General features: G+C 65.0%; 19 protein-coding genes. 3 read left to right on the top strand and 16 right to left on the bottom strand.

The genetic code is table 11. The features are described from left to right. Positions 1-101: 101 nt before the first annotated feature. From GTP90_RS28275 to GTP90_RS28260, 4 genes are all read right to left on the bottom strand, one after another. Positions 102-1,070: an FHA domain-containing protein gene (locus GTP90_RS28275; RefSeq protein WP_161086637.1), complete on the bottom strand. Its 969-nt coding sequence runs from the start codon at positions 1,068-1,070 to the stop codon at positions 102-104. Positions 1,071-1,325: 255 nt separating this feature from the next. Beyond that, positions 1,326-2,162: an arginase family protein gene (locus tag GTP90_RS28270; protein ID WP_254452090.1), complete on the bottom strand. Its 837-nt coding sequence runs from the start codon at positions 2,160-2,162 to the stop codon at positions 1,326-1,328. Further along, positions 2,153-3,400 (bottom strand): sulfotransferase, encoded by a 1,248-nt coding sequence (locus tag GTP90_RS28265; protein ID WP_161086636.1) that lies wholly within the window; start codon positions 3,398-3,400, stop codon positions 2,153-2,155. The genes GTP90_RS28270 and GTP90_RS28265 overlap by 10 nt, the downstream gene beginning before the upstream one ends. After that, a complete protein-coding gene (locus GTP90_RS28260; protein WP_161086635.1) occupies positions 3,397-4,089 on the bottom strand; it encodes a methyltransferase in 693 nt (230 codons plus the stop codon). The genes GTP90_RS28265 and GTP90_RS28260 overlap by 4 nt, the downstream gene beginning before the upstream one ends. Positions 4,090-4,204: 115 nt before the next feature. On the opposite strand from GTP90_RS28260, the gene tolB reads away from it, so the two are divergent. Then, on the top strand, positions 4,205-5,482 hold the full coding sequence (gene tolB / locus GTP90_RS28255; RefSeq protein WP_161086634.1) for a Tol-Pal system beta propeller repeat protein TolB: 1,278 nt from the start codon (positions 4,205-4,207) through the stop codon (positions 5,480-5,482). Here tolB and GTP90_RS28250 read toward each other — a convergent pair. Continuing rightward, the gene (locus tag GTP90_RS28250; RefSeq protein WP_161086633.1) at positions 5,479-6,219 is read right to left on the bottom strand and encodes a GGDEF domain-containing protein; all 741 of its coding nucleotides are present in this window, start codon (positions 6,217-6,219) and stop codon (positions 5,479-5,481) included. The two genes, tolB and GTP90_RS28250, sit on opposite strands and share 4 nt — an antisense overlap. A 119-nt stretch (positions 6,220-6,338) precedes the next feature. Between GTP90_RS28250 and GTP90_RS28245 the strand changes: the two genes are divergently transcribed. Beyond that, positions 6,339-8,729: a PepSY domain-containing protein gene (locus GTP90_RS28245; RefSeq protein WP_161086632.1), complete on the top strand. Its 2,391-nt coding sequence runs from the start codon at positions 6,339-6,341 to the stop codon at positions 8,727-8,729. On the opposite strand, the gene GTP90_RS28240 is transcribed toward GTP90_RS28245, so the two are convergent. From GTP90_RS28240 to GTP90_RS28210, 7 genes are all read right to left on the bottom strand, one after another. Then, the gene (locus GTP90_RS28240; protein WP_161086631.1) at positions 8,726-9,769 is read right to left on the bottom strand and encodes a histone deacetylase family protein; all 1,044 of its coding nucleotides are present in this window, start codon (positions 9,767-9,769) and stop codon (positions 8,726-8,728) included. The two genes, GTP90_RS28245 and GTP90_RS28240, sit on opposite strands and share 4 nt — an antisense overlap. Before the next feature lie 13 nt (positions 9,770-9,782). Continuing rightward, on the bottom strand, positions 9,783-11,381 hold the full coding sequence (gshA, locus tag GTP90_RS28235) for a glutamate--cysteine ligase (protein ID WP_161086630.1): 1,599 nt from the start codon (positions 11,379-11,381) through the stop codon (positions 9,783-9,785). Between the two features lie 183 nt (positions 11,382-11,564). Further along, on the bottom strand, positions 11,565-12,404 hold the full coding sequence (gene prmC / locus GTP90_RS28230; protein WP_161086645.1) for a peptide chain release factor N(5)-glutamine methyltransferase: 840 nt from the start codon (positions 12,402-12,404) through the stop codon (positions 11,565-11,567). Beyond that, complete coding sequence (locus tag GTP90_RS28225) at positions 12,404-12,871, bottom strand: disulfide bond formation protein B (protein ID WP_161086629.1); 468 nt, start codon at positions 12,869-12,871, stop codon at positions 12,404-12,406. Before GTP90_RS28225 ends, prmC begins: the two co-directional genes overlap by 1 nt. A gap of 126 nt (positions 12,872-12,997) precedes the next feature. Continuing rightward, positions 12,998-14,074, bottom strand: coding sequence for a peptide chain release factor 1 (gene prfA / locus GTP90_RS28220; protein WP_117012467.1), 1,077 nt, complete (start codon positions 14,072-14,074; stop codon positions 12,998-13,000). 90 nt (positions 14,075-14,164) lie between these two features. Continuing rightward, positions 14,165-15,439, bottom strand: a complete 1,275-nt coding sequence (hemA, locus tag GTP90_RS28215; protein WP_161086628.1) for a glutamyl-tRNA reductase — start codon at positions 15,437-15,439, stop codon at positions 14,165-14,167. A gap of 106 nt (positions 15,440-15,545) precedes the next feature. Further along, a complete protein-coding gene (locus tag GTP90_RS28210; RefSeq protein WP_117012469.1) occupies positions 15,546-16,235 on the bottom strand; it encodes a response regulator transcription factor in 690 nt (229 codons plus the stop codon). A gap of 236 nt (positions 16,236-16,471) precedes the next feature. Between GTP90_RS28210 and GTP90_RS28205 the strand changes: the two genes are divergently transcribed. Beyond that, entirely contained in the window at positions 16,472-16,984 is a 513-nt protein-coding gene (locus GTP90_RS28205; protein ID WP_161086627.1) for a hypothetical protein, read from the top strand. Between the two features lie 10 nt (positions 16,985-16,994). On the opposite strand, the gene minE is transcribed toward GTP90_RS28205, so the two are convergent. The 4 genes from minE to metE all read right to left on the bottom strand — a co-directional run. Beyond that, positions 16,995-17,246 (bottom strand): cell division topological specificity factor MinE, encoded by a 252-nt coding sequence (gene minE, locus GTP90_RS28200; RefSeq protein WP_008443622.1) that lies wholly within the window; start codon positions 17,244-17,246, stop codon positions 16,995-16,997. Positions 17,247-17,248: 2 nt separating this feature from the next. Further along, the gene (gene minD, locus GTP90_RS28195) at positions 17,249-18,064 is read right to left on the bottom strand and encodes a septum site-determining protein MinD (protein WP_161086626.1); all 816 of its coding nucleotides are present in this window, start codon (positions 18,062-18,064) and stop codon (positions 17,249-17,251) included. A 28-nt stretch (positions 18,065-18,092) separates the two neighbouring features. Continuing rightward, positions 18,093-18,863: a septum site-determining protein MinC gene (gene minC, locus GTP90_RS28190; RefSeq protein ID WP_161086625.1), complete on the bottom strand. Its 771-nt coding sequence runs from the start codon at positions 18,861-18,863 to the stop codon at positions 18,093-18,095. A 148-nt stretch (positions 18,864-19,011) separates the two neighbouring features. Continuing rightward, on the bottom strand, positions 19,012-20,123 hold a 1,112-nt coding region (gene metE / locus GTP90_RS28185; RefSeq protein ID WP_161086624.1), incomplete at its 5' end, for a 5-methyltetrahydropteroyltriglutamate--homocysteine S-methyltransferase.

The following is a 20,123-nucleotide window of genomic DNA, read 5'->3' as shown; positions in this document are numbered from 1 at the left end:
TAAATAACAGCGATCAACGGAGGATAACGGCCAATATTATTGTGCTCAGCTACGCATACTAACTACTAACAAAATAAGCGGCGCTTCAAACACTCGCAGAATTATCCCGGCACTGTTTGAAGCGGATCGAACCTGGCCTCCAATCGGGAACCCCTCATAATCTGGAAGCTGAAGTCACCAAAGCGTAATTCACCGCGCCGCCTCTCAATGAATCGCTCCCAACAGCGTTCAGCAGGAAGCGCGGTACTGATTTGATGACGCGCGCGGTGCAGCTGCATATTCAAATGTTTGGGTTCGAGCCTCAGCATTTCGGCAAGGTGCTCAGTTGCCAGCCACCCTTGGCTACGCACATCAAAGCCTCGTTGTGCATCGAGCAGGCGCTGGCGCGCCAGCGTCAGTATGCTGTAATGATGGCTGCGCTCGCCCAGCGCCGCCTCGCCCCGACCGGTCTGAATGCGCAGCTCAACGTGCTCCTCGTTCTGGCTGACATCGAAACAAAACAAAATCTTCGGCGGTTCGCATGCCAAGCCGACATCGAGCTTGACGGTCTCTTCAGCAAACATGCCGTTGATGTACCGCCAGGAGTGCCGCCCCAAGGTCAACACATCGCCGTCCCTTAGCTCATAGATGCCCATATCGTCCTCCCATAGCCACTGTCCGCCATCGTCCAAAAATATCATTACTTCCGGCTCATCCACGCTAGGCAAAAAATGCAATTCCCGTAAGCTGATTGGCTGGTTTAGTGAATCTAGCGGTAACAGCAGCGGACGTGGAGGGTCCAGATTGATGACAGTCCAACTGCGTCGCCTGTCACGTCCAAAATGTATGGTCTTTCCTTCGCTAATTTCAACACAGCCGTTCGGTACGACTACCTTCTGGTCAACAAAAGTACCGTTACGGCTGTGGTCGAATAATAGCCAGCTCTTGCCATTCCATCTTATTGAAGCATGAATGAGTGATACATCTGCCTGGTCAAGCACGGTATCGGCCCGCCCCAAGCTTCGTCCAAAAAGATGTAATGCGCGTAAAAAAAGAAGCTGCTTCGCGCCACTTTCTTGTAAGATCGCCACGTCATTATCCTTCGCTAGATGTTAAATGAGTCACCTATAAGTAGATTCGCCATTCGGTTTGAATGGCATATGGATATCAATCCAATTCGCGATCGAAAAGATGGAGGCTGCCCGGGACAATTAACGTCGGTTCCGACTTTTTGAAGTTGGGTTTTTTCCACTTTACACGTGGGCCATAGCCAACAATCTATTGAATTGTCACTTGAAGAAAATGCACATCTGGAACCGCGTGGTCGAGCGCGTGGTGCGTCCTATTCACTGCCCGTCTTGTGGCTGCAATTCGTGCAGCAGCGCCAGGCAGGCGCGCGCCGCCGCGTTGTCGTGGTCCTTTTCCTCGTGCCAGGCCGATACCGAGACCGCGACGATGTTATGCCCCCGCAGTGAACGGAACAGCGCCGCGATGTCCGCGTACTTGGGCCCCGATTTGACGTGATACTTCAGCGCGGGGATTTCCGATTCGGCGTCCATCACGTCGCTGTCGAAGTGCAGGTAGAGGCGCTCGTCGGGACTCAAGTGCTCGCCGATCCGGTCGATCGGGCAGACCACGACGCCGGAGCTTCGCACCGCCTCCAGCTCACCCGGATCGAGGTCGCGCGCGTCGGACAGGATCACCCGATGTTCGGGGTAGGGCGTGACGCCGATGGCCGCCAGCATCGCACCGATGGCGTCGCGATTATGCTTGCGGCGGTCGCCGCGCCCCACCAGGATGGCCAGCGGCATGCCGCCAAGGTATTGGGTCTGCGTGGTTGCCCAGGTATGGAAGTCGCCATGCGCGTCGAGCCACAGGATCCGTTCCGGCGCATGTCCGCTCCGTTGCAGGCCGCCCAGCATGCCCAGCGAGGACATGCAGTCGCCGGCGATGCTGACCGGGACCTTGCCCGCGTCGGCGACCTGTTCGACACGCTGCGCCAAGTCGGCGTAGATGCGGCCCATCCTGCGCAGCTTCTCGTTCGGATCAGCCAGCGAGGTCTCGGTAAAATCCGGCACATCGACGACGTCCCAGTCGTGCCGGTCGACTTCAGCGACGCGCCGCAGGCCGTCGCGGCGCTGGCCGATCAGGAACGGCACCAGCAAATGATTAGTCAAGTCCATGATTCCGGATCCATCGTGTAGCCCAGCCGCTCCATCATGGCCCGCACCGGCGGGTGCCGGCCCATGTCCAGCAAGGCCTGTTCGCGCTTGCGCCAGCGCTGCGCCGTGGGGATGTCGGTGGCCATCGTCACGGGCAGCCGCGCTGGCAGCGAGAGGTCGGAAAGGCCAAGCCATGCGGCTATGCGTTCCAGCTGTGCCGCCGGACGTTCCATGAACTGCTCGAACCGCAGGCGCAGCATCGGCACGCGGCTGGCAAGGATCGCTTCGTGCGACGCCAGCCACTGGTTCAGGCAGACGTCGCCCAGCGTGGATTGGGTGAACTGGCGCCAGTTGGGCGGCAGGTCGAACTTCCACCAGCGCTGGCCGAACGGCGTGGCGTCCGAGTAGCCGTGGATCCGCAGCGTGGTGCCGGCCCGCGCCAGGTCCTGCGCGAAGAAGCCCTTGGGCGAGAGCCAGCCATCCATCAAGCCGTTGACCGATTGCGCATAGCCGCGGCTGAGGTGGATGTATTGGATGTCGGCGCGCGGGAACAGCTGTTCGTGGATGCCGATGCGGTAGGCGTCGCTCGGTGACTTGAACAGCAGGACCTTGTGGGCCGCATCGTCGATGGTGAATTCGCGGCGGAAGCTGCGCGGCAGTACGAAGGGCGGTTCCTCGATCTTCAACGGCTCGTCGTAGTAGCCGCTGGCGCCCAGGCCGAAATCGCGCAGCGACGATGACGACTGCATGTCGTAAAAATTCATGCGCCATGGCTCGTCGCGAAACACGGCCGTCAATATCGCGCGGTGGAGCGTGGCGTCGGTGTGCTGCTTGCCGCGCATGGCTTCGTCCAGTGCCGCGTCGAGTTTGCGCTGTTGCGCGGCCTCGATGAAGCACAGCGGGAACTGCAGCAGCAGGCGCCGTCGCCATCGGCTCTTCAGTTGATCCAGCGGCTGCAGGCCCGGACTGGGGACGGTGAGGTCGGCGAACAGGTTGTCGGCCAGTGCGTCCGGCTGGGCCAGGGCGTCGATGGCGTCGCTGTCGGAGTTCATGCCGAAGCCGTTGTGCGTGAGCGGCAGGTAGGGTTCCATCTCGCCGTCGAGCGAGGCGACGTCGGGATGCTCCGCCAGCACATGCTTGATCAGGCTGGACCCCGAGCGCGAGTTGCTGAGTATGACCGCCACGCGCCTGACCTCAAGGCGCCACGGCGCATGCGCGACCTCGCGCAGGCCGGCGATGGTCTTGTACACGTCGTTCATACCGGCTTGGCTTGAGGCGATCGCTTGATGAGGAAGGCGTAGAATTCCTTGGTCTCGTCGGCGCGCACGCTGGCCATCAGGCGCATGCTGTAGCCGTTCTCCTTGGCCAGCTTGCGCACTTCCTTCACCGCACCGAAATTGGAATGCGCGAAGTAGATGCGGCCGTCCGGCTTGAGGTACTTGCCGACCTGCTCGAAGAACCTGGTATTCGTATGGAAGTCGGTGTCCCATTGCGAACGGGCGACCACATCGTGCGCCTCCTTGTTGCGGAAGGGGAGGTTGGCGGTGATGACGTCGAACTGCTCGTCGCCGACGCTGTCGAACAGGCTCGATGAGCGCACCTCCATGATGTCGCCGAAGCCGTGCGCCTCGGCGTTGTGGCGGGCGCTCTTCAACGCGGCGGGATTGATGTCGACGGCCAGCACACGGGCGGCGCCGGCGTAGCAGGCGAATACCGCGATCACGCCGGAGCCGGTGCCGACATCAAGTACACTGTCGCCCGCCTTCACGCGCAGCGCCCGCACCAGCGGCTGGCTGTCGGTGTAGGGCCAGAAGGTGTTGGGAAAAACGTGGAAATCCTTGCCCAGATAGCGTAAGGTCTTGCCATCCTCGGGTACTATCTTGAAAGCCTTTTGGCGGTTCTTCTGCCAACGGTCGATGTGCGCATTCTTGCCTAGGGAATTGTCCATTTCTGTCACCTTTCGGATGAAGGAACAACAATCGTGGCGGCGCGGGGCCGCCTTCAGGGATGCAAGACTGGATACTACTCCGATAATTTATCGTTGGATGAACAAATTGAACGTTATGAAAAAACCGAGTCACTATCTGCTTTATACCGGCCTGGCCCTTGCGGTCGTCACGCACGGCGCGCAGGCGCAGATGCGGATTGAAATCAGCGGCGTTGGCAGCAACCAGATCCCGGTCGCCGTCGCGGGCTTTGCCGATGAGATCCTGGCGCCGCAGCAGATCTCCGCCATCATCAAGGCCGACTTGGGCCGCAGTGGATTGTTCAATGTGATCGACGCCGGCACCGTCAATGACGTCAACAACATCGACTACGCCGGCTGGAAGGCCAGGGGCGCCGATGCGCTGGTGGTGGGCACCGTGTCCGCGCTGGCGGATGGCCGCTACGACGTGCGCTACAAATTGTTCGACACCGTGAAGGCCAGCCAGCTGTCGCGCCAGGACCAGTCGGTGCCGGCGCAGGCGGCCCGCCTGGCGGCGCACAAGATCGCCGACGACGTGTTCTTCAAGCTCACCGGCGTGCCCGGCGCGTTCGCCACCCGCGTGGCCTACATCAAGCAGGAGGGCAGCCGCTACAAGCTGGCCGTGGCCGATATCGACGGCGAGGGCGAACAGACGGCCCGCGTGTCGAATGACCCCATCATGTCGCCGGCCTGGTCGCCGGATGGCAGCAAGGTCGCCTACGTATCGTTCGAGCAGAAAAAGCCGGTGGTGTATGTGCAGAACCTGGCAACGCAGGCGCGCACCGTGGTCGCCAATGAAAAGGGCAGCAACTCATCGCCCGCGTGGGCGCCGGACGGCGGCAAGCTGGCCGTGTCGCTGTCGATGGATGGGCACACGCAGATCTACACCGTCAACGCCAACGGCGGCGGCTTGCATCGCGTCTCCGACGGCACCGGCGCCTCCATCGACACCGAGGCGCAGTTCTCGGCCGATGGCCAGAGCATCTACTTCGTCAGCGACCGCAGTGGCGGTCCGCAGATCTACCGCATGAACGCGGACGGCAGCGACGCCAAACGGATCACCTTCGGCGGCAGCTACAACATCAGCCCGCGCATATCGCCCGACGGCACCACGCTGGCCTACATCTCGCAACGCGAGGGCAATTACCAGCTGTACGTGATGGACCTGGCCACCGGGCAGGAAACGCGGCTGTCCGACAGCACCGACGACCTGTCGCCCAGCTTCGCGCCGAACGGCAAGTACATCATCTACTCCACCGAGGCGGCCGGCCACAAGTCGCTGATGGTGGTGTCGGTGGATGGCCGCGTGAAGCAGCGCCTCACCGCGCAGGATGGCGATGTCCGGCAGCCGGTGTGGGGACCGTTCCTGCGTTAGTCCCGCAGGTTGCGCTCGGCGATTTTGTGCAGCGCCGCCAGCGCCGGCGCGTCGTCCGGCCAGCGGGCCAGGCCAAGTTTGGCATTGGCTTGTTGTGCGTTGATGCCGGCCAGCAGGCGGCCGGCGATCTGCTGTCCCTGCACCTGCGTCACCCACGGCACCAGCACGCAGAGGCGGTCGTCGCCGAAGCGGAAGGCCCAGTCGCTGGGGCGGCACACTTCCTCGATCTGGCGCGCTGCCTGCACCAGTTGCTCATCGCCGGCGCCCGGCGCCAGCGCGACCAGCATCAGCGACACCGTCGGCGGCTTGCCGCGCTGGCTGCGCGTGAGCTGGCCGAAGATCGATTCCAGGTACAGGTGATTGTGCAGGCCGGTGAGCGGATCGGGGGAGGCGGTGCGGCGCAGTGTCGCCATCAACGCCGCGCGGCGCAGCGCGAACAGGTGGGATAGCGTGCCGGCCACCAGCACGGCGGCGCCGACGCCGAGCAGCGTTTCAGCCGGGTTGCCTGGCCTGAGCCACGCCACGGCCAGCCCCAGCACCGACCAGCCGACGCTGTACACCATGCCCATCTGAACCCCCAGCATCAGGTAGGAGGCCACCGGCAGCACGCACAGCAGGCCGGCCAGTTGCGGCCGCAGGTACACCGCCGCCAGCAGGGCGCTGAAGCAGCAGAACAGCACGGCGCACCACAGGCTCAGTCGCGGCGTGTCGTCGGCCCAGGGGAGAGGTTTGTTCATTCGACAAGTATGGTGGCGACGATTTTGGGCGTCAAGTCATGCCATCAATTGATAATGATTCTTATTAACTGGTAGAATGACTGCTGATATGGACGCGCTTGACGCTTGAAGGTCGATTTGTGAAAAAACTCTGGTTCCAGCTGCACTGGTTGGTCGGCATTACCGCCGGCACCGTATTGGTCGTGATCGGCCTGACCGGCGCCATCCTCGCGTTCCGCGACGAGGTGCTGGACCTGCTCAATCCTGGCGTGACCAGCGTGGCTGTACGGCAGGCGCCCATGGTGGCGCCGCCGCAGGTGGCCGAGGCGGTCCAGCGCGCGCATCCCGGGGCGCGCATCAGCAGCATCACCGTGTATGCCGAGCCGGGCGCCTCCGCGCGCGTTACGCTGGCGCCGGCGCCGGGCGAGAAGCACGGCGAGACGGTCTTCGTCGATCCGTACAGCGGCGCCATGCTGCCGGCTTTGCGTTATGACGGCGTGTTCGAATGGGTGGAATCGCTGCACCGCTTCCTGCTGCTGCCGCGCGACGATGGCCGTCCGGTGGTCGGCGGGCTGGCCTTGTGCCTGATGGGGCTTGCGTTGAGCGGCCTTTATCTGCGCTGGCCGCGCCGCGCGCTCGACTGGCGCACCTGGCTGACTTTCGACACGCGCCTCACCGGCCGCTCCTTCCTGTGGGGGCTGCACTCGGTGGCGGGCACCTGGGCGCTGGCGGCCTACCTGGTCTTCACCGTCAGCGGTGTGTATTGGAGCTTCGATGTGGTGCGCGATACGGTCGATGGCTGGGCCGGCGTGAGCCGTCCACCGCGCGCGGCGGCTGCGGCCAAGCCCAAGATGGCCAGGGAGGCCGGCGCCAAGCGCGCCGAAGCCGCCGACCTGACGCTGGCCTGGACCACCTTCCAGCAGCAGGCGCCGGGATGGAAGACCGTGGTCCTGCGTCCGCCCGAGCGCGCGACGCAGCCGCTGCAGGTGCTTTGGCTGGATGGCGAAGCGACGCACATCCGCGCGCGCAGCCGCATGTCGATCAACCAGCAGACCGGCGCCATCGTCAAGCACGAGCCGTATGCGCAGATGGGCATGGCCGCGCGCGCGTTGACCACGTTCTACCCGCTGCACATCGGGACCTATTTCGGATTGCCGGGCCGCCTGTTCATGTTCTTCGCCAGCCTGTCGCTGCCGGGCTTCGCGGTCACAGGATGGATGCTGTACCTGAAGCGCCGGCGCCAGAAGCGCAGCGCGCAGGCCGAACGCGCCAAGCTGGCCGGCGCCGTCGATGGCGCCGATCCCGTGCTGATGGCCTATGCCAGCCAGACCGGATCGGCCGAGCGATTGGCGCTGCAAAGCGCGGCCTTGCTGCAAAAGGCCGGCGTGGCGGTGCATGTGCAATCGCTGGAAAAGCTCACGCCTCCGCTGCTGGGCAATTACCGTCGCGTGCTGTTCGTCGCCAGCAGTTTTGGCGAAGGCGAGCCGCCCGATCCCGCGCGCCGCTTCAGCCGCCTGCTGCACGCCGCCGCCGAGGAGCTGGCGCATTTGCAGTACGCCGTGCTGGCGCTGGGCGACCGCAATTACCTTCAGTTCTGCGGCTTTGGACGCACGTTGGATACGCGCCTGCGCGTGCTGGGTGCGCAGCCGCTGCATCCGATGATTGAAGTCGACAACGGCGACGCCGGCGCGCTGGCCCGCTGGTCGCACGCCTTGCACGAGCTGGCCGGTGTTGGTGGCGGGGCGCCGCAGGATGCGCTGTCCGCCGGCGCGCCGGACAGCGACTACACCAGCTGGCGCCTGGCGCGGCGCGAGCTGCTCAATCCCGGCAGCATCGGCGGCGAGCTGCATGAAATCACGCTGACCAGGGACGGCGGCGCCGATTGGCGTCCCGGCGCCTTGCTCGATGTGTGGCCCGGGCATTACGCTCCGGGACAGGCAGCGCGCCGCTACTCGGTCGCGTCGCTGCCGGCGGATGGCTGTTTGCAGCTGCTGGTGCGCCAGGTGAGGAACGGGCAGGGCATGGGGCTGGCCTCGGGCTGGCTGACGGCGCAAGCAAAGCCTGGCGACGAGGTGCGCGTGCGGCTGGTGGCCAATCCGGCGTTCGACATGCATGACGGCGCGCAGCCGGCCATCTACATCGGCAACGGCTCTGGCATGGCGGGCTTGCGTTCGCACCTGCGCGCGCGGGCCGCTGGCGGGCAGCGGCGCAACTGGCTGGTGTTCGGTGAACGTCAGCGCGAATTCGACGGCATCTGCGCCGGCGAAATCCAGGACCTTCAGCAGCGCGGCTATCTGCCGGAACTGGACCTGGTCTACTCGCGCGACGCCGGCGGCCAATACGTGCAGGAGCGCCTGCGCGCCAGGGCCGGCCAGCTGCGCGGCTGGATTGCCGATGGCGCCGTGATCTACGTCTGTGGCAGCCTGGAAGGCATGGCGGGCGGCGTGGATAAAGCGTTGGAAGAAATCATCGGCAGCGCCGCCCTCGACGAACTGCGCGAGTCCGGCCGCTACCGCCGCGACGTCTATTAAAGCGCGGTCTCGTAGCCTTCGAGGACGTTGACGACGTTGGTGCCCAGTTCCTTGACCGCGTAGCCGCCTTCGAAGATGAAGGCGGTCGGCAGGTTCAGGTAGGCCAGGCGTTCGCCGATCTTCAGGTAGTCGGCGCTTTGCAGCATGAAGCGTGACAATGGATCGCCGGCGAATGTGTCCACGCCCAGCGATACCACCAGCGCATCCGGCGCGAAGCTGCCCAGGCGGATGCAGGCCGTCTCCAGCGCCGCGAACCACGCCTGCGCCGTGCTGCCCGCCGCCAGCGGCAAATTCATGTTGAAGCCCAGTCCCGCACCTTCGCCGCGCTCGTCGGCATGGCCCAGGTAGAACGGGTACTCGCTGCGCGGATCGGCGTGGATGGAGATGAACAACACGTCGTCGCGGTGATAGAAGATGCTCTGCGTGCCGTTGCCGTGGTGGTAATCGATGTCGAGGATGGCGACCTTGCGCGCGCCGTCGTCCAGCATGTGCTGCGCCGCCAGCGCGGCGTTGTTGAGGAAGCAGTAGCCGCCGAAGAAATCAGCGCCCGCATGGTGTCCCGGCGGGCGGCTCAACACGAAGGCGCCACGCTCGCCCAGCCGCAGCGCGTGCGCGGCGTTGACCGCGCAATCGGCGCCGGTCTTGGCGGCGGTCCAGGTGCCGGCGGTCAGCGGCGTGCCGTTGTCCATCGAGTACAGCCCCAATTTGGCGCAGAAGTCGTCCGGCTCGATGTCGTCGCGCAGCGTGCGCACCGGCCAGACCGAAGGGAAGGCGTCCTTGCCGGCGTTGGCTGGATCGAGCGCCAGCCATTCGTTCCAGGCGCCGCGCAGGAAGTGCAGGTAGCGCGGCGTGTGGATGCGCTCCAGCGACATCAGGGGCACGCCGTGCGGCGTGACGATCTTGCCCAGCCCGCGCCGGCCCAGCTCCGCCAGCACCGAATCGACACGCTCCGGCTTTTCGAAGCACGGCACCATCTCGCCGCGGAAGATCTCGTAGCGGCCGCGATGTTGCGCGTGCAGTTCGTTGTAGAAGGTGAGCAAACCGGCTCCTGGTTCAGTCGCAGTCCATGCTGGAGTGGCACAGGTTGCTGGCGCGGTAGGCGGCTACGTAATCGTCGAAGCTCGATTGCGGCGCCGCTTCCATCTCCGCCTGCTCGGCCAGCGAGACGGCGGCCAGGCCGTCGAAGTACGCGGCTTCCTCGGCGCTCGGCGGATGGCTGCGGAAGTAGGCCGCGTGCTGCTTGCTCTGCGCCAGTCCGAAGGTGGCGAACGACTTGCCGTTGGCGCGCAAGGCCGCCAGCACCTTGGCCGACGGCGTCAGCTCGGCGTCGCGCAGCTTGGCCGCCTGCTGCGCGATGGCGTCGGCGTGTACGGTGTCGCCGCGCTGCGCGTCCAGCAGCGCCGCCACCGGCTGGATGCGCTCCAGCAGTTGCAGGCCCCACGCTTGCAGGCTGATTTCACCGTCGTCGCTGGTGAGCGTCAGGCCCGGACGGCGGCCTTCCTTGACGGTGCGGGCGAAATTCTCGGTGTGGCGCAGGCTTTCCTCCGGCGCGATGACCGGGCTTTCCTCCAGCGCGCAGAACATCAGGAAGGCGTCGAGGAAGCGGCCGGTCTGCACGCTGATGCCGACCGGCTCGAACGGGTCGACGTCCATGCAGCGCACTTCGATGTACTGCACGCCGCGCGCGCACAGCGCCTGGATCGGCCGCTCACCGGTCTGGATCACGCGCTTGGGGCGGATGGTGGAGTAGTACTCGTTCTCGATCTGCAGCACGTTGGTGCTCAGCTGGATCCATTCGCCGTCACGCTTGGTGCCCAGCTTCGCATACGGCTCGTACGGCTGGTTGACGGCCTTGGTCAGGGTGGCGACGTAGCTGTCCAGGCAGTTCTCGTGCGGGCTCAGTCCCGATTGCGCGTCGTTCTGGTAACCCAGGTCGCTCATGCGCAGGCTGGTGGCGTAGGGCAGGTAGAGCGTGTCGTCGGACAGCGTTTCCAGCTTGTGCGGGCGGCCGCGCAGGAAGCCGCTCGACAGCACCGGCGAGGCGCCGAACAGGTACATCAACAGCCAGCTGTAGCGGCGGAAGTTGCGGATCGTGGCCAGGTAGGCTTCGGACTGGAAGGACTTGGGCGACAGGCGCTTCTCATTGCCTTCATGCTCGGCCAGCACGCGCCACAGGCGTTCGTCCAGCGAGTAGTTGTAGTGGATGCCGGCGATGCATTGCATGGCCTTGCCGTAGCGCAGCGCCAGGCCGCGACGGTACACGTGCTTGAGCGTGCCCATGTTGGAGGTGCCGTACCAGGCGATCTCGATCTCATCCTCGCCCGGCAGCTGGCAAGGCATGGACTGGCTCCACAACAGCTCGTCACCCAGCTTGCTGTAGGCATAGCGGTGGATGCCGTCGAGCTTGTCGAGCGTGGTGGCGATGTCCGCCTCGGCCGGGGTGATGAACTCCAGCAGCGTCTCGGCGTAGTCGGTGGTGATTTGCGGATGCGTCAGGGCCGAGCCCATGGCCACCGGATGCGGCGTCGCCGCCAGGTGGCCGCGCGCGTCCACCCGCAGTGTTTCGCGTTCGATGCCACGCAAGCCACCCAGCACCGGACGGTGCTCTGGCTGGGCCAGCAAGGCCAGGCGGCGAGTCAATAGATTGGACAATTGGATCTTCCTTTCGTAGTGCAGCAACTGTTGCATCAAAGCGTGAGGTGCGAGATTAACCGAAAACGGACAATCGCGTCGGCGCCGGCCCAAAGTTGACCGGAGCCGAAGATCGCTTGCTAGTTTATCAAATACCGCCGGAAGGGGCCCGAAAGCCAGAATACCGCAGATGAGGAAATGGTGTCAGCGCGCTCGCGCACCCGTGACGCGCTCGATGCCGGCCAGATCGGTCCAGCTTTGCACGGCGTTGTAACCTTGATCGGTTAACAACTGGCGCACGGCGGCGGCCTGGTCGTAGCCGTGCTCCATCAGCAGCCAGCCTTGCGGCTTGAGGTGGGCGGCGGCGCCGGCGACGATGATGCGCAGCGCCGACAGGCCGTCGGCGTGGTCGGTCAGCGCGCCGGGCGGCTCGTAGCGCAGGTCGCCCTCGGACAGGTGGCGGTCGCCGCTGGCGATGTAGGGCGGGTTGGAGGCGATGACGTCGAACGGCGGCTGGCCTTGCAGCGCGGTGTACCAGTCGCTCTGCAGGAAGTTGACCTGGGCGCCGTTGGCGGCGGCGTTGCGGCGCGCCACGGCCAGCGCGTCCGGGCTGACGTCGAGCGCGGTGACGGCGGCGTCGCGCCGGGTGTGCGCCAGCGCCACGGCGATGGCGCCGCTGCCGGTGCCCATGTCGAGCACGCGGCCTTGCGGCGGCAGGCGGTCCAGCGTCAGCTCGACCAGCAGTTCGGTGTCGGGACGGGGGATCAGCACGGCGCCGTTGACCTCGAACGGCAGGCCGAAGAACTCGCGCTGGCCGACGATGTAGGCCACCGGCTCGCCGGCCAGGCGGCGCTGCACCAGCGCGGCGAAGCGCGCGGCCTGTTCGGCGTCGAGCTCGTGCTCGGACTGGGTGATCAAACTCACGCGCGACAGGCCGAGCGCGTGGCACAGCAGCACGCGGTTGTCCAGCGGGTCCAGCAGCGACTGCACTTGCAGCGCGCCGAGGGTGACGCCGGCGGCGATGGCGCTGAGGTCGGTGATCATCAGCGCGCGCGGCGGATCAGCAGCCAGGCCAGGCCCAGCGTGCACAGGCCGAAGCTCAGGAAGGACCACTGCGGAATCGACAGGCCGAACCATGGCGCCAGCGCGTCCTCGCACAGGCCGTCGGCGTGGAACAGGACGGGCAGGTAGGTCGCGGTGGGGATCTTGTTGAGGAAGGTCTCCATCGGGTCGATGCCGCACGACAGGCCGGGATGGGCCAGGATGTACAGGTGCTTGCCGGCGGTGTACAGGCCGCCCAGCGCGGCCAGCAGGCCGAGGCCGGCGCCCAGCTTGGGCTTGCCGTAGGCGCCGAACAGGCAGCAGATGCCGATGGCGATGAACAGGTAGCGCTGGATCACGCACAGCGGGCAAGGCAGCATGTCCAGGCCGATCTGCAAATACAGGGCGACGCCGATCACGCCGAAGCAGGCGATGGCGATGGACAGCAGCAGGGAGCGCGTATGTATCATGGGGTGATCCGGTTAGATGGCGATGGGAGTAGCGGGCAATTCTCGCACAAAGTTGTCGCTTCAGCCTTAGGCAGGTGTTAACTCTTGCCCGTCGTTCCCGCGTTCGCGGGAACGACGCGTTACTGGTTAATCGCCCAGCGCCGCCAGCAGCTCGGCCTGGTGCTCGGCGGCCAGCGCGTTGGTCAGCTCGGTCAGGTCGCCGTCCATGATGAAGTCCAGCTTGTACAAGGTCAGGTTGATGCGGTGGTCCGTCATGCGGCCCTGCGGATAGTTGTAGGTGCGGATGCGTTCGCTGCGGTCGCCCGAGCCGATCAGGCTCTTGCGGGTGGCCGCCTCCTTCGACTGCTGCTCGCGCAGCTGCACGTCCTTGATGCGCGCGGCCAGCACCTTCATGGCCTGCGCCTTGTTCTTGTGCTGCGAGCGGTCGTCCTGGCACTCGACCACGATGCCGGTCGGCAGGTGGGTGATGCGCACGGCCGAATCGGTCTTGTTGATGTGCTGCCCGCCGGCGCCGGAAGCGCGGTAGGTGTCGATGCGCAGGTCGGCCGGGTTGATGTTGACGTCCTCCACCTCGTCCGCCTCCGGCATCACCGCCACCGTGCAGGCGGAGGTGTGGATGCGGCCCTGGGTTTCGGTGGCCGGCACGCGCTGCACGCGGTGGCCGCCGGATTCGAACTTCAGCTTGGCATACACGCCGTTGCCGATCAGGCGCACGATCACCTCGCGGTAGCCGCCCAGGTCCGACGGCGATTCCGACACCACCTCCACCTGCCAGCGGTTGCGCTCGGCGAAGCGGGTGTACATGCGCAGCAGGTCGCCGGCGAACAGCGCCGATTCGTCGCCGCCGGTGCCGGCGCGGATCTCCAGGAAGATGTTGCGCTCGTCGTTGGCGTCCTTGGGCAGCAGCATTTTCTGCAGCTCCAGTTCCAGTTCGGCCAGGCGGGCCTTGGCCGCCTCGATCTCATCCTGCGCGAAGTCCTTCATCTCGGGATCGCCGAGCATTTCCTGCGCGGCGTCCAGGTCGCCGATGGCTTCCTGGTAGGACTTGTACAGCGCCACCAGCGGGCCCAGCTCGGCGTGCTCGCGGGTCATCTTGCGGTAGGCGTCCATATTATTGGTCGCGCCTTCGGACATCAGCAATTCATCGAGTTCGACCAGGCGGTTCGCCAGTTGATCGAGCTTGGCCAGCATGGATGGTTTCATAGCGTATTCGGTATAGGAGTTGAGGCAGATGCCGCGGCGGGGCGGCGGAGGGTGCGCGGCGGCGTGGCGCGCGCGGGCAAGGCAGTGGCGCTAACGGCGGCCGCGGAACAGCTGCGGCAGCAGCTCGGCCAGGTGGGCGCGTTCCTCGCCCTGCGCACGGTGCAGCGCCTGCTGCGGGCCGTGCATGAATTTCGCGGTCAGGCCCTTGGACAGGGCTTCCAGCACGGCGTCGATGTCCTCGCCCTTGGCCAGCATCTTGCGCGCGCGTTCCAGTTCCAGCTGGCGCAGCGCCTCGCCGTTCTCGTGCAGGCTCTGGATGACGGGCACCACGGCGCGGTCGTCGATCCAGTGCATGAACGATTGCACGCGGGTTTCAATGATGGCCTCGGCCTGGGCCACGGCGGCCTGGCGGTTCTCGATGCCGGTCTGGACCACCTTGCCCAGGTCGTCCACCGTGTACAGGAAGGCGTCGTTGAGGCGGGCCACTTCCGGCTCGATATCGCGCGGCACGGCCAGGTCGACCATGAACATCGGCTTGTGGCGGCGCGCCTTGATCGCGCGCTCCACCATGCCCAGGCCGATCAGCGGCAGCGACGAGGCGGTGCAGGAGATGACGATGTCGTACTGGTGCAGCTTGTCCTGCAGGTCGGCCAGGCGGATGGCGCGGCCGCCGAAGCGGTGCGCCAGGATCTCGCCGCGGTCCAGCGTGCGGTTGGCGATGGTGATGCTCTTGGGGTTCTGCGCCGCGAAGTGCGTGGCGCACAGCTCGATCATCTCGCCGGCGCCGATGAACAGCACGTTCTGCTCGGCGATCTTGTCGAAGATGCGCTGCGACAGGCGCACGGCGGCCGCCGCCATCGACACGCTGTGCGCGCCGATTTCGGTGGTGCTGCGCACTTCCTTGGCCACCGAGAACGAGCGCTGGAACAGCTGGTGCAGGTAGGTGCCCAGGCCGCCCGCCTCGTCGGCGGTGCGGATCGCGTCCTTGATCTGGCCGAGGATTTGCGTCTCGCCCAGCACCATCGAATCGAGCCCGGAGGCGACGCGGAAGGTGTGGCGCACGGCGTCGTGCTGCGGCAGCAGATACAGGTGCGGGCGCAGTTCGGCGTAGTTCAGCTTGTGGAAGTCGGCCAGGAAGTGGGCGCCGGCGTCGAGCGAATCGGGCACGCGGCTGGCCGCGTACAGCTCGGTGCGGTTGCAGGTGGACAGGATGGCCGCCTCGTCGCTGCCGCGATGGTCGATGCGCTCGAACCAGGAACGCGCCGCCACCACCGCCTGGCCCAATTGCTCAGGGGCGAACGCCAGCCTCTCGCGCAGCGAGACAGGGGCGGTGTTGTGGTTGAGGCCGACGGCGAGCAGCTGCATTTCGGGTCCGTGCGTTGAGTTAGCGGACATTATACCGTGTAGTATCCCTGACTTGCCGGCATCTGCCCATAGCCCAAACGGCGTACCAGCCATATCGGCGGCCTGATCAGGCCCCCAGTTTTTCCAGGCGGTAGCCGTAGCTGTAGACCGGCACCAGTCGGAATCCGTTTTCCGGCTTCAATTGCAACTTGTTGCGCACGCGCGAAACGTGGGTGTCCATGGTGCGCGAGGGCACGGCGGTTTCGCGTATCCACACCGCCTCATGGATGTAGGCGCGCGACAGCGGCCGTCCGATGTTGCGGAAAAATAACAGTGCCAGGTAGAACTCTTTGTGGGTGACATCCAACACTATGCCGTCCATCAACAAGCGGCCGGGCCGGGTTTCGAACACATATTGACCGAATTGCAATTGTTCGGCGCCGTTCTGGGCCGGGTAGGCGCGCCGCAACAGCGCTTGCACTCGGGCAACCATTTCACTGCGGCGCAGCGGCTTGATCATGTAATCGTCGGCGCCGGCGGCCAGGCCGGCCACGATATCGTCCTCGCCCGAGCTGGTGGTGAGGAACAGCACCGGGGCGTTGTCGGGCAGCTTTTCGCGGGCCCGGCGTAACACTTCCGCACCGCCCAGATCGACCACTTGCCAGTCGAGAATCAGCATGTCGTAGCTGTCCTTGCGCAGCTGCGCGAGCACGTCCTTGGCGCTCTGAAAACTATGGCAGATATGGCCCGCCGAGGTCAGCACCTGGCAGATCAGATCGGCCTGGCCACGGTCATTGTCTAATACGGCGATTCGCATACAACTGCCTGTAGGAAAATGTTAAGGAGAAGTCACTTCAAATATAACAGAGATTTACAAAAAAAGTTAGCAAAAATGCTAATTATTTTTCTTGAGACACTAATATTTACTCGGAGACAACTCGCCAAAACACCGTGCGCACTTGCACAACCATTACACGGTACACTGGAAAAACGCTGAATTCAATGAAGAAGTTGAAAAAGGGAAAGAAAGTCTAGCCGTAGCCGGGAGCATGCATGGGACTGAAAAAAGACACAAATTGGATCTTGGTACCGGGCAACCCCCGGGACATCGAGGCGGTGCGCGAGCGTTGCCGCAAGCTGGTGCGGCGGCGCGCGATGGTCTCGGCCGGCGTGGCGGCGGTGCCGATACCGGGGCTGGACGTGGTGTCCGACCTGCGCCTGTTCGCGCTGCTGATCGACGACATCAACCACGAGTTCGGCCTGACGGCGCAGCAGATCGAGCGCATGCAGCCGAAGTTCCGGCTGATCGCCTACGAGGCCGCGATCGGCGTCGGCGGCATGTTGGTGGGCAAGCTGGTGACGCGGGAGGTGGTGCTGCAGCTGCTGCGCCGCACCGGCATGAAGTCGGTGGCGCGGCAGGCCAGCAAGCTGGTGCCCCTGGCCGGGCAGCTGGCCTCGGCCGGGATCGGTTTCGTGGCCTTCAGCCAGATCGGCTACCAGCATGTGGATGCCTGCGCCAAGGTGGCGCAGGAGTTGGTGACGGCCGGGATCGCCCAGCCGCAGTAACCGCCGGGACTTAAGCGTCCGGCAGCACCACGTTTACGTCCAGCACCTCCAGGTTGCCCTGGCGGTCCAGCGAGATCTTGATGTCGTCGGCGTTGACCTTGGTGTACTTCGAGATCACCTCGATCAGCTCCTTGTGCAGCGCCGGCAGGAAGTCCGGACCGCTGCGGCCATTGCGCTCGCGCGCGATGATGATCTGCAACCGCTCCTTGGCCGCGGTGGCGGTTTTCGGTTTTTGCGGGAACAGGAAAGAAAGCAGGGCCATGGTTACTTGCTCCCGAAAATACGCTGCAGCAGGCCAGGCTTCTCGTAGGTGGTAAAGCGCAGCGGCAGTTCCTGGCCGAGGAAGCGCGACACCACATCTTCATAGGCTTCCGCAACATCGGTACCCTTGAAGTGAATCGCCGGATTGCCCTGGTTCGACGCGTGCAGCACCGATTCCGATTCCGGAATGATGCCGATCAGTGGAATGCGCAGGATTTCCTGCACATCTTCGTACGACAGCATTTCGTCCGCTTCCACGCGCTTGGGCGAGTAACGGGTGATCAGCAGGTGCTCCTTGACCGGCTCGCCGCCGGTCTGCGCGCGGCGCGACTTGGCCTGGATGATGCCGAGGATGCGGTCCGAATCGCGCACCGACGATACTTCCGGATTGGTGACGATGATGGCTTCGTCGGCGAAGGTCAGCGCCATCAGCGCGCCGTGCTCGATGCCGGCCGGCGAATCGCAGATGATGTACTCGAAGCCCATGTTGATCAGCTCGTGCAGCACGATTTCCACGCCGTCCTCGGACAGTGCATCTTTGTCGCGCGTCTGCGACGCCGGCAGGATGAACAGGTTGTCGCAGTGCTTGTCCTTGATCAGGGCCTGGGTCAGCGACGCTTCCTTGTTGATCACATTGATCAGGTCGTACACCACGCGGCGTTCGCAGCCCATGATCAGGTCGAGGTTGCGCAGGCCGACGTCGAAGTCGATCACCGCGGTTTTATGACCGCGCATGGCCAGGCCGGTGGAGAAGCTGGCGCTGGAAGTCGTCTTACCGACACCGCCCTTACCGGACGTTACAACAATAATTCTCGCCACAAAAAAGTCCTTTTCAGAGAGTTGCTAGTCAAGCGCGGTTTGCAGAATTGACAGATAGTATATCGATTCGGTCGCCGACCAAGCGAATTTGCGCAGGAGAACGCGCGTACTCGGCCGGGAAGCCGTCTTCAAATGTGCGGTAAACGCCGGCAATCGACACTAACTCCGGCGACATCGTCATGGCGAAGATGCGCGCGTCGCGGTTGCCGGAAGCGCCCGCCAGCGCGCGGCCGTTGAGCGTGTTGTACACGTGGATGCTGCCGTCGGCGATGATCTCGGCGCCATTGTTGACCACGGCGGTGATGATCAGGTCGCAGCCGCGCGCGTAGATGCGCTGGCCGGCGCGCACTGGGGTGTCGATGATCATCACGCCGGCGTTGCCGGGGAAGCCTTCGGCCGTTGCTGCCGGGGCCGGTGCCACAGCGGCCGGCGCGGGCTTGGCGGGCGCCGGAGCGGCTTCCTGCTCGTCGCGCGGCTTGGTCGCGGTTTCGATGCTCAGGCCGTGGGCGGCGATCTCGGCGGCCATGGACGGCGGCGCGTTGCGCACGGCGACTGGATTCAAGCGGTATTTTTTCAGCAGGGCGATGATGCCGGCCCAGTCGATCGGTGCGCAGCCGGCAGGCAGGGCGGCAACGTCAATCACGGTCAGGTCGTCTTCGAAGAAATCGGTGGTGCCGCCGGTCATTTCGGCCAGCGCGGCATCGAGGGCCAGGCGGTCCGGCGTGGACAGGATGGCGGAGACGGCGACTACGGTGGAAATCTTAATTTCTATGGGCTTTTGAAACAGGCTCTTGGACATGGGCGACAGTATTAGAGGGTTAACCTCGCGCGCATGCGCAGGCACGAGCATTTTACTGTGGAAAACGACGGATGGGGAGGGCTGGCGCCGTACTGGGCCAGTAAAAATGCGGGATGGCGGCGGCCCGGCAGGCCGCCGCCATGGGCGATTAGTAGATCGCGTGCTCTTCACGCAGCTGGCGGGCGGCGGCCACCATGTTGCGCAGCGCGGTTTCGGTTTCCGCCCAGCCGCGCGTTTTCAGCCCGCAGTCCGGGTTGACCCACAGGTTGGCCGGCGGGATCACCGCGCTGGCCTTGTGCAGCAGCCGCACCATCTCGGCCTGGCCCGGCACGCGCGGCGAATGGATGTCGTACACGCCGGGGCCGATCTCGTTCGGATAGCGGAAGCGGCCGAAGCCGTTCAGCAGCTCCATGTCCGAGCGGCTGGTCTCGATGGTGATGACGTCGGCATCCATGGCGGCGATCTGCGGCAGGATGTCGTTGAACTCGGCGTAGCACATGTGGGTGTGGATCTGCGTGCCGTCGGCCGCCGCGCTGGCCGACACGCGGAAGGCGCGCGTGGCCCAGTCCAGGTACTCGTCCCAGCGGCCGCGGCGCAGCGGCAAGCCTTCGCGCACGGCCGGCTCGTCGATCTGGATGATGCCGATGCCGGCCCGCTCCAGGTCGGCCACCTCGTCGCGGATCGCCAGCGCGATCTGCAGCGCGGTGCGGGCGCGCGGCTGGTCGTCGCGCACGAAGGACCATTGCAGGATGGTGATGGGGCCGGTCAGCATGCCCTTCATCGGCCTGCCGGTCAGGCCTTGCGCGTGCGCGGTCCAGTCCACCGTCATGGCTTTCGGGCGGCTGACGTCGCCGTAAATGACGGGCGGCTTGACGCAGCGCGAGCCGTACGATTGCACCCAGCCCAGCTGCGTGAAGACGAAGCCGTCCAGCTGCTCGCCGAAATATTCGACCATGTCGTTGCGCTCCGCCTCGCCGTGGACCAGCACGTCCAGGCCCAGGTCTTCCTGGCGGCGCACAGCGTCGGCGATTTCCTCGCGCATCTTCGCTTCATAGTCGCCGGTGTCGAGCTCGCCGCGCTTGAAGGCGGCGCGGGCGGCGCGGATCGCGGCCGTCTGCGGGAAGGAGCCGATGGTGGTGGTCGGGAAGTCGGGCAGCTTGAAGCGTGCGCGCTGCACCGCCTGGCGTTGGGCGAATGGCGAGCGGCGCCGGTCGGCATCGGCGGGCAGCGCGGCGATGCGTTCGCGCACGGCGTCCTGGT

It is taken from the genome of Duganella vulcania, assembly GCF_009857655.1.
In the GTDB taxonomy this organism is placed as follows: Bacteria; Pseudomonadota; Gammaproteobacteria; order Burkholderiales; family Burkholderiaceae_D; genus Rugamonas; species Rugamonas vulcania.
Note: the sequence above shows the minus strand (reverse complement) of the source record. Positions and strands in the feature narration are given on the sequence as shown.

Bases quoted from the DNA above. Each gene is read 5' to 3' on its own strand.
- GTP90_RS28270 (WP_254452090.1), bottom strand. From the start codon at position 2,162: ATGGACTTGACTAATCATTTGCTGGTGCCGTTCCTGATCGGCCAGCGC.
- GTP90_RS28265 (WP_161086636.1), bottom strand. From the start codon at position 3,400: ATGAACGACGTGTACAAGACCATCGCCGGCCTGCGCGAGGTCGCGCAT.
- GTP90_RS28260 (WP_161086635.1), bottom strand. From the start codon at position 4,089: ATGGACAATTCCCTAGGCAAGAATGCGCACATCGACCGTTGGCAGAAG.
- tolB (WP_161086634.1), top strand. From the start codon at position 4,205: ATGAAAAAACCGAGTCACTATCTGCTTTATACCGGCCTGGCCCTTGCG.
- GTP90_RS28250 (WP_161086633.1), bottom strand. From the start codon at position 6,219: ATGAACAAACCTCTCCCCTGGGCCGACGACACGCCGCGACTGAGCCTG.
- prmC (WP_161086645.1), bottom strand. From the start codon at position 12,404: ATGATCACCGACCTCAGCGCCATCGCCGCCGGCGTCACCCTCGGCGCG.
- GTP90_RS28225 (WP_161086629.1), bottom strand. From the start codon at position 12,871: ATGATACATACGCGCTCCCTGCTGCTGTCCATCGCCATCGCCTGCTTC.
- prfA (WP_117012467.1), bottom strand. From the start codon at position 14,074: ATGAAACCATCCATGCTGGCCAAGCTCGATCAACTGGCGAACCGCCTG.
- hemA (WP_161086628.1), bottom strand. From the start codon at position 15,439: ATGCAGCTGCTCGCCGTCGGCCTCAACCACAACACCGCCCCTGTCTCG.
- GTP90_RS28210 (WP_117012469.1), bottom strand. From the start codon at position 16,235: ATGCGAATCGCCGTATTAGACAATGACCGTGGCCAGGCCGATCTGATC.
- GTP90_RS28205 (WP_161086627.1), top strand. From the start codon at position 16,472: ATGGGACTGAAAAAAGACACAAATTGGATCTTGGTACCGGGCAACCCC.
- minE (WP_008443622.1), bottom strand. From the start codon at position 17,246: ATGGCCCTGCTTTCTTTCCTGTTCCCGCAAAAACCGAAAACCGCCACC.
- minC (WP_161086625.1), bottom strand. From the start codon at position 18,863: ATGTCCAAGAGCCTGTTTCAAAAGCCCATAGAAATTAAGATTTCCACC.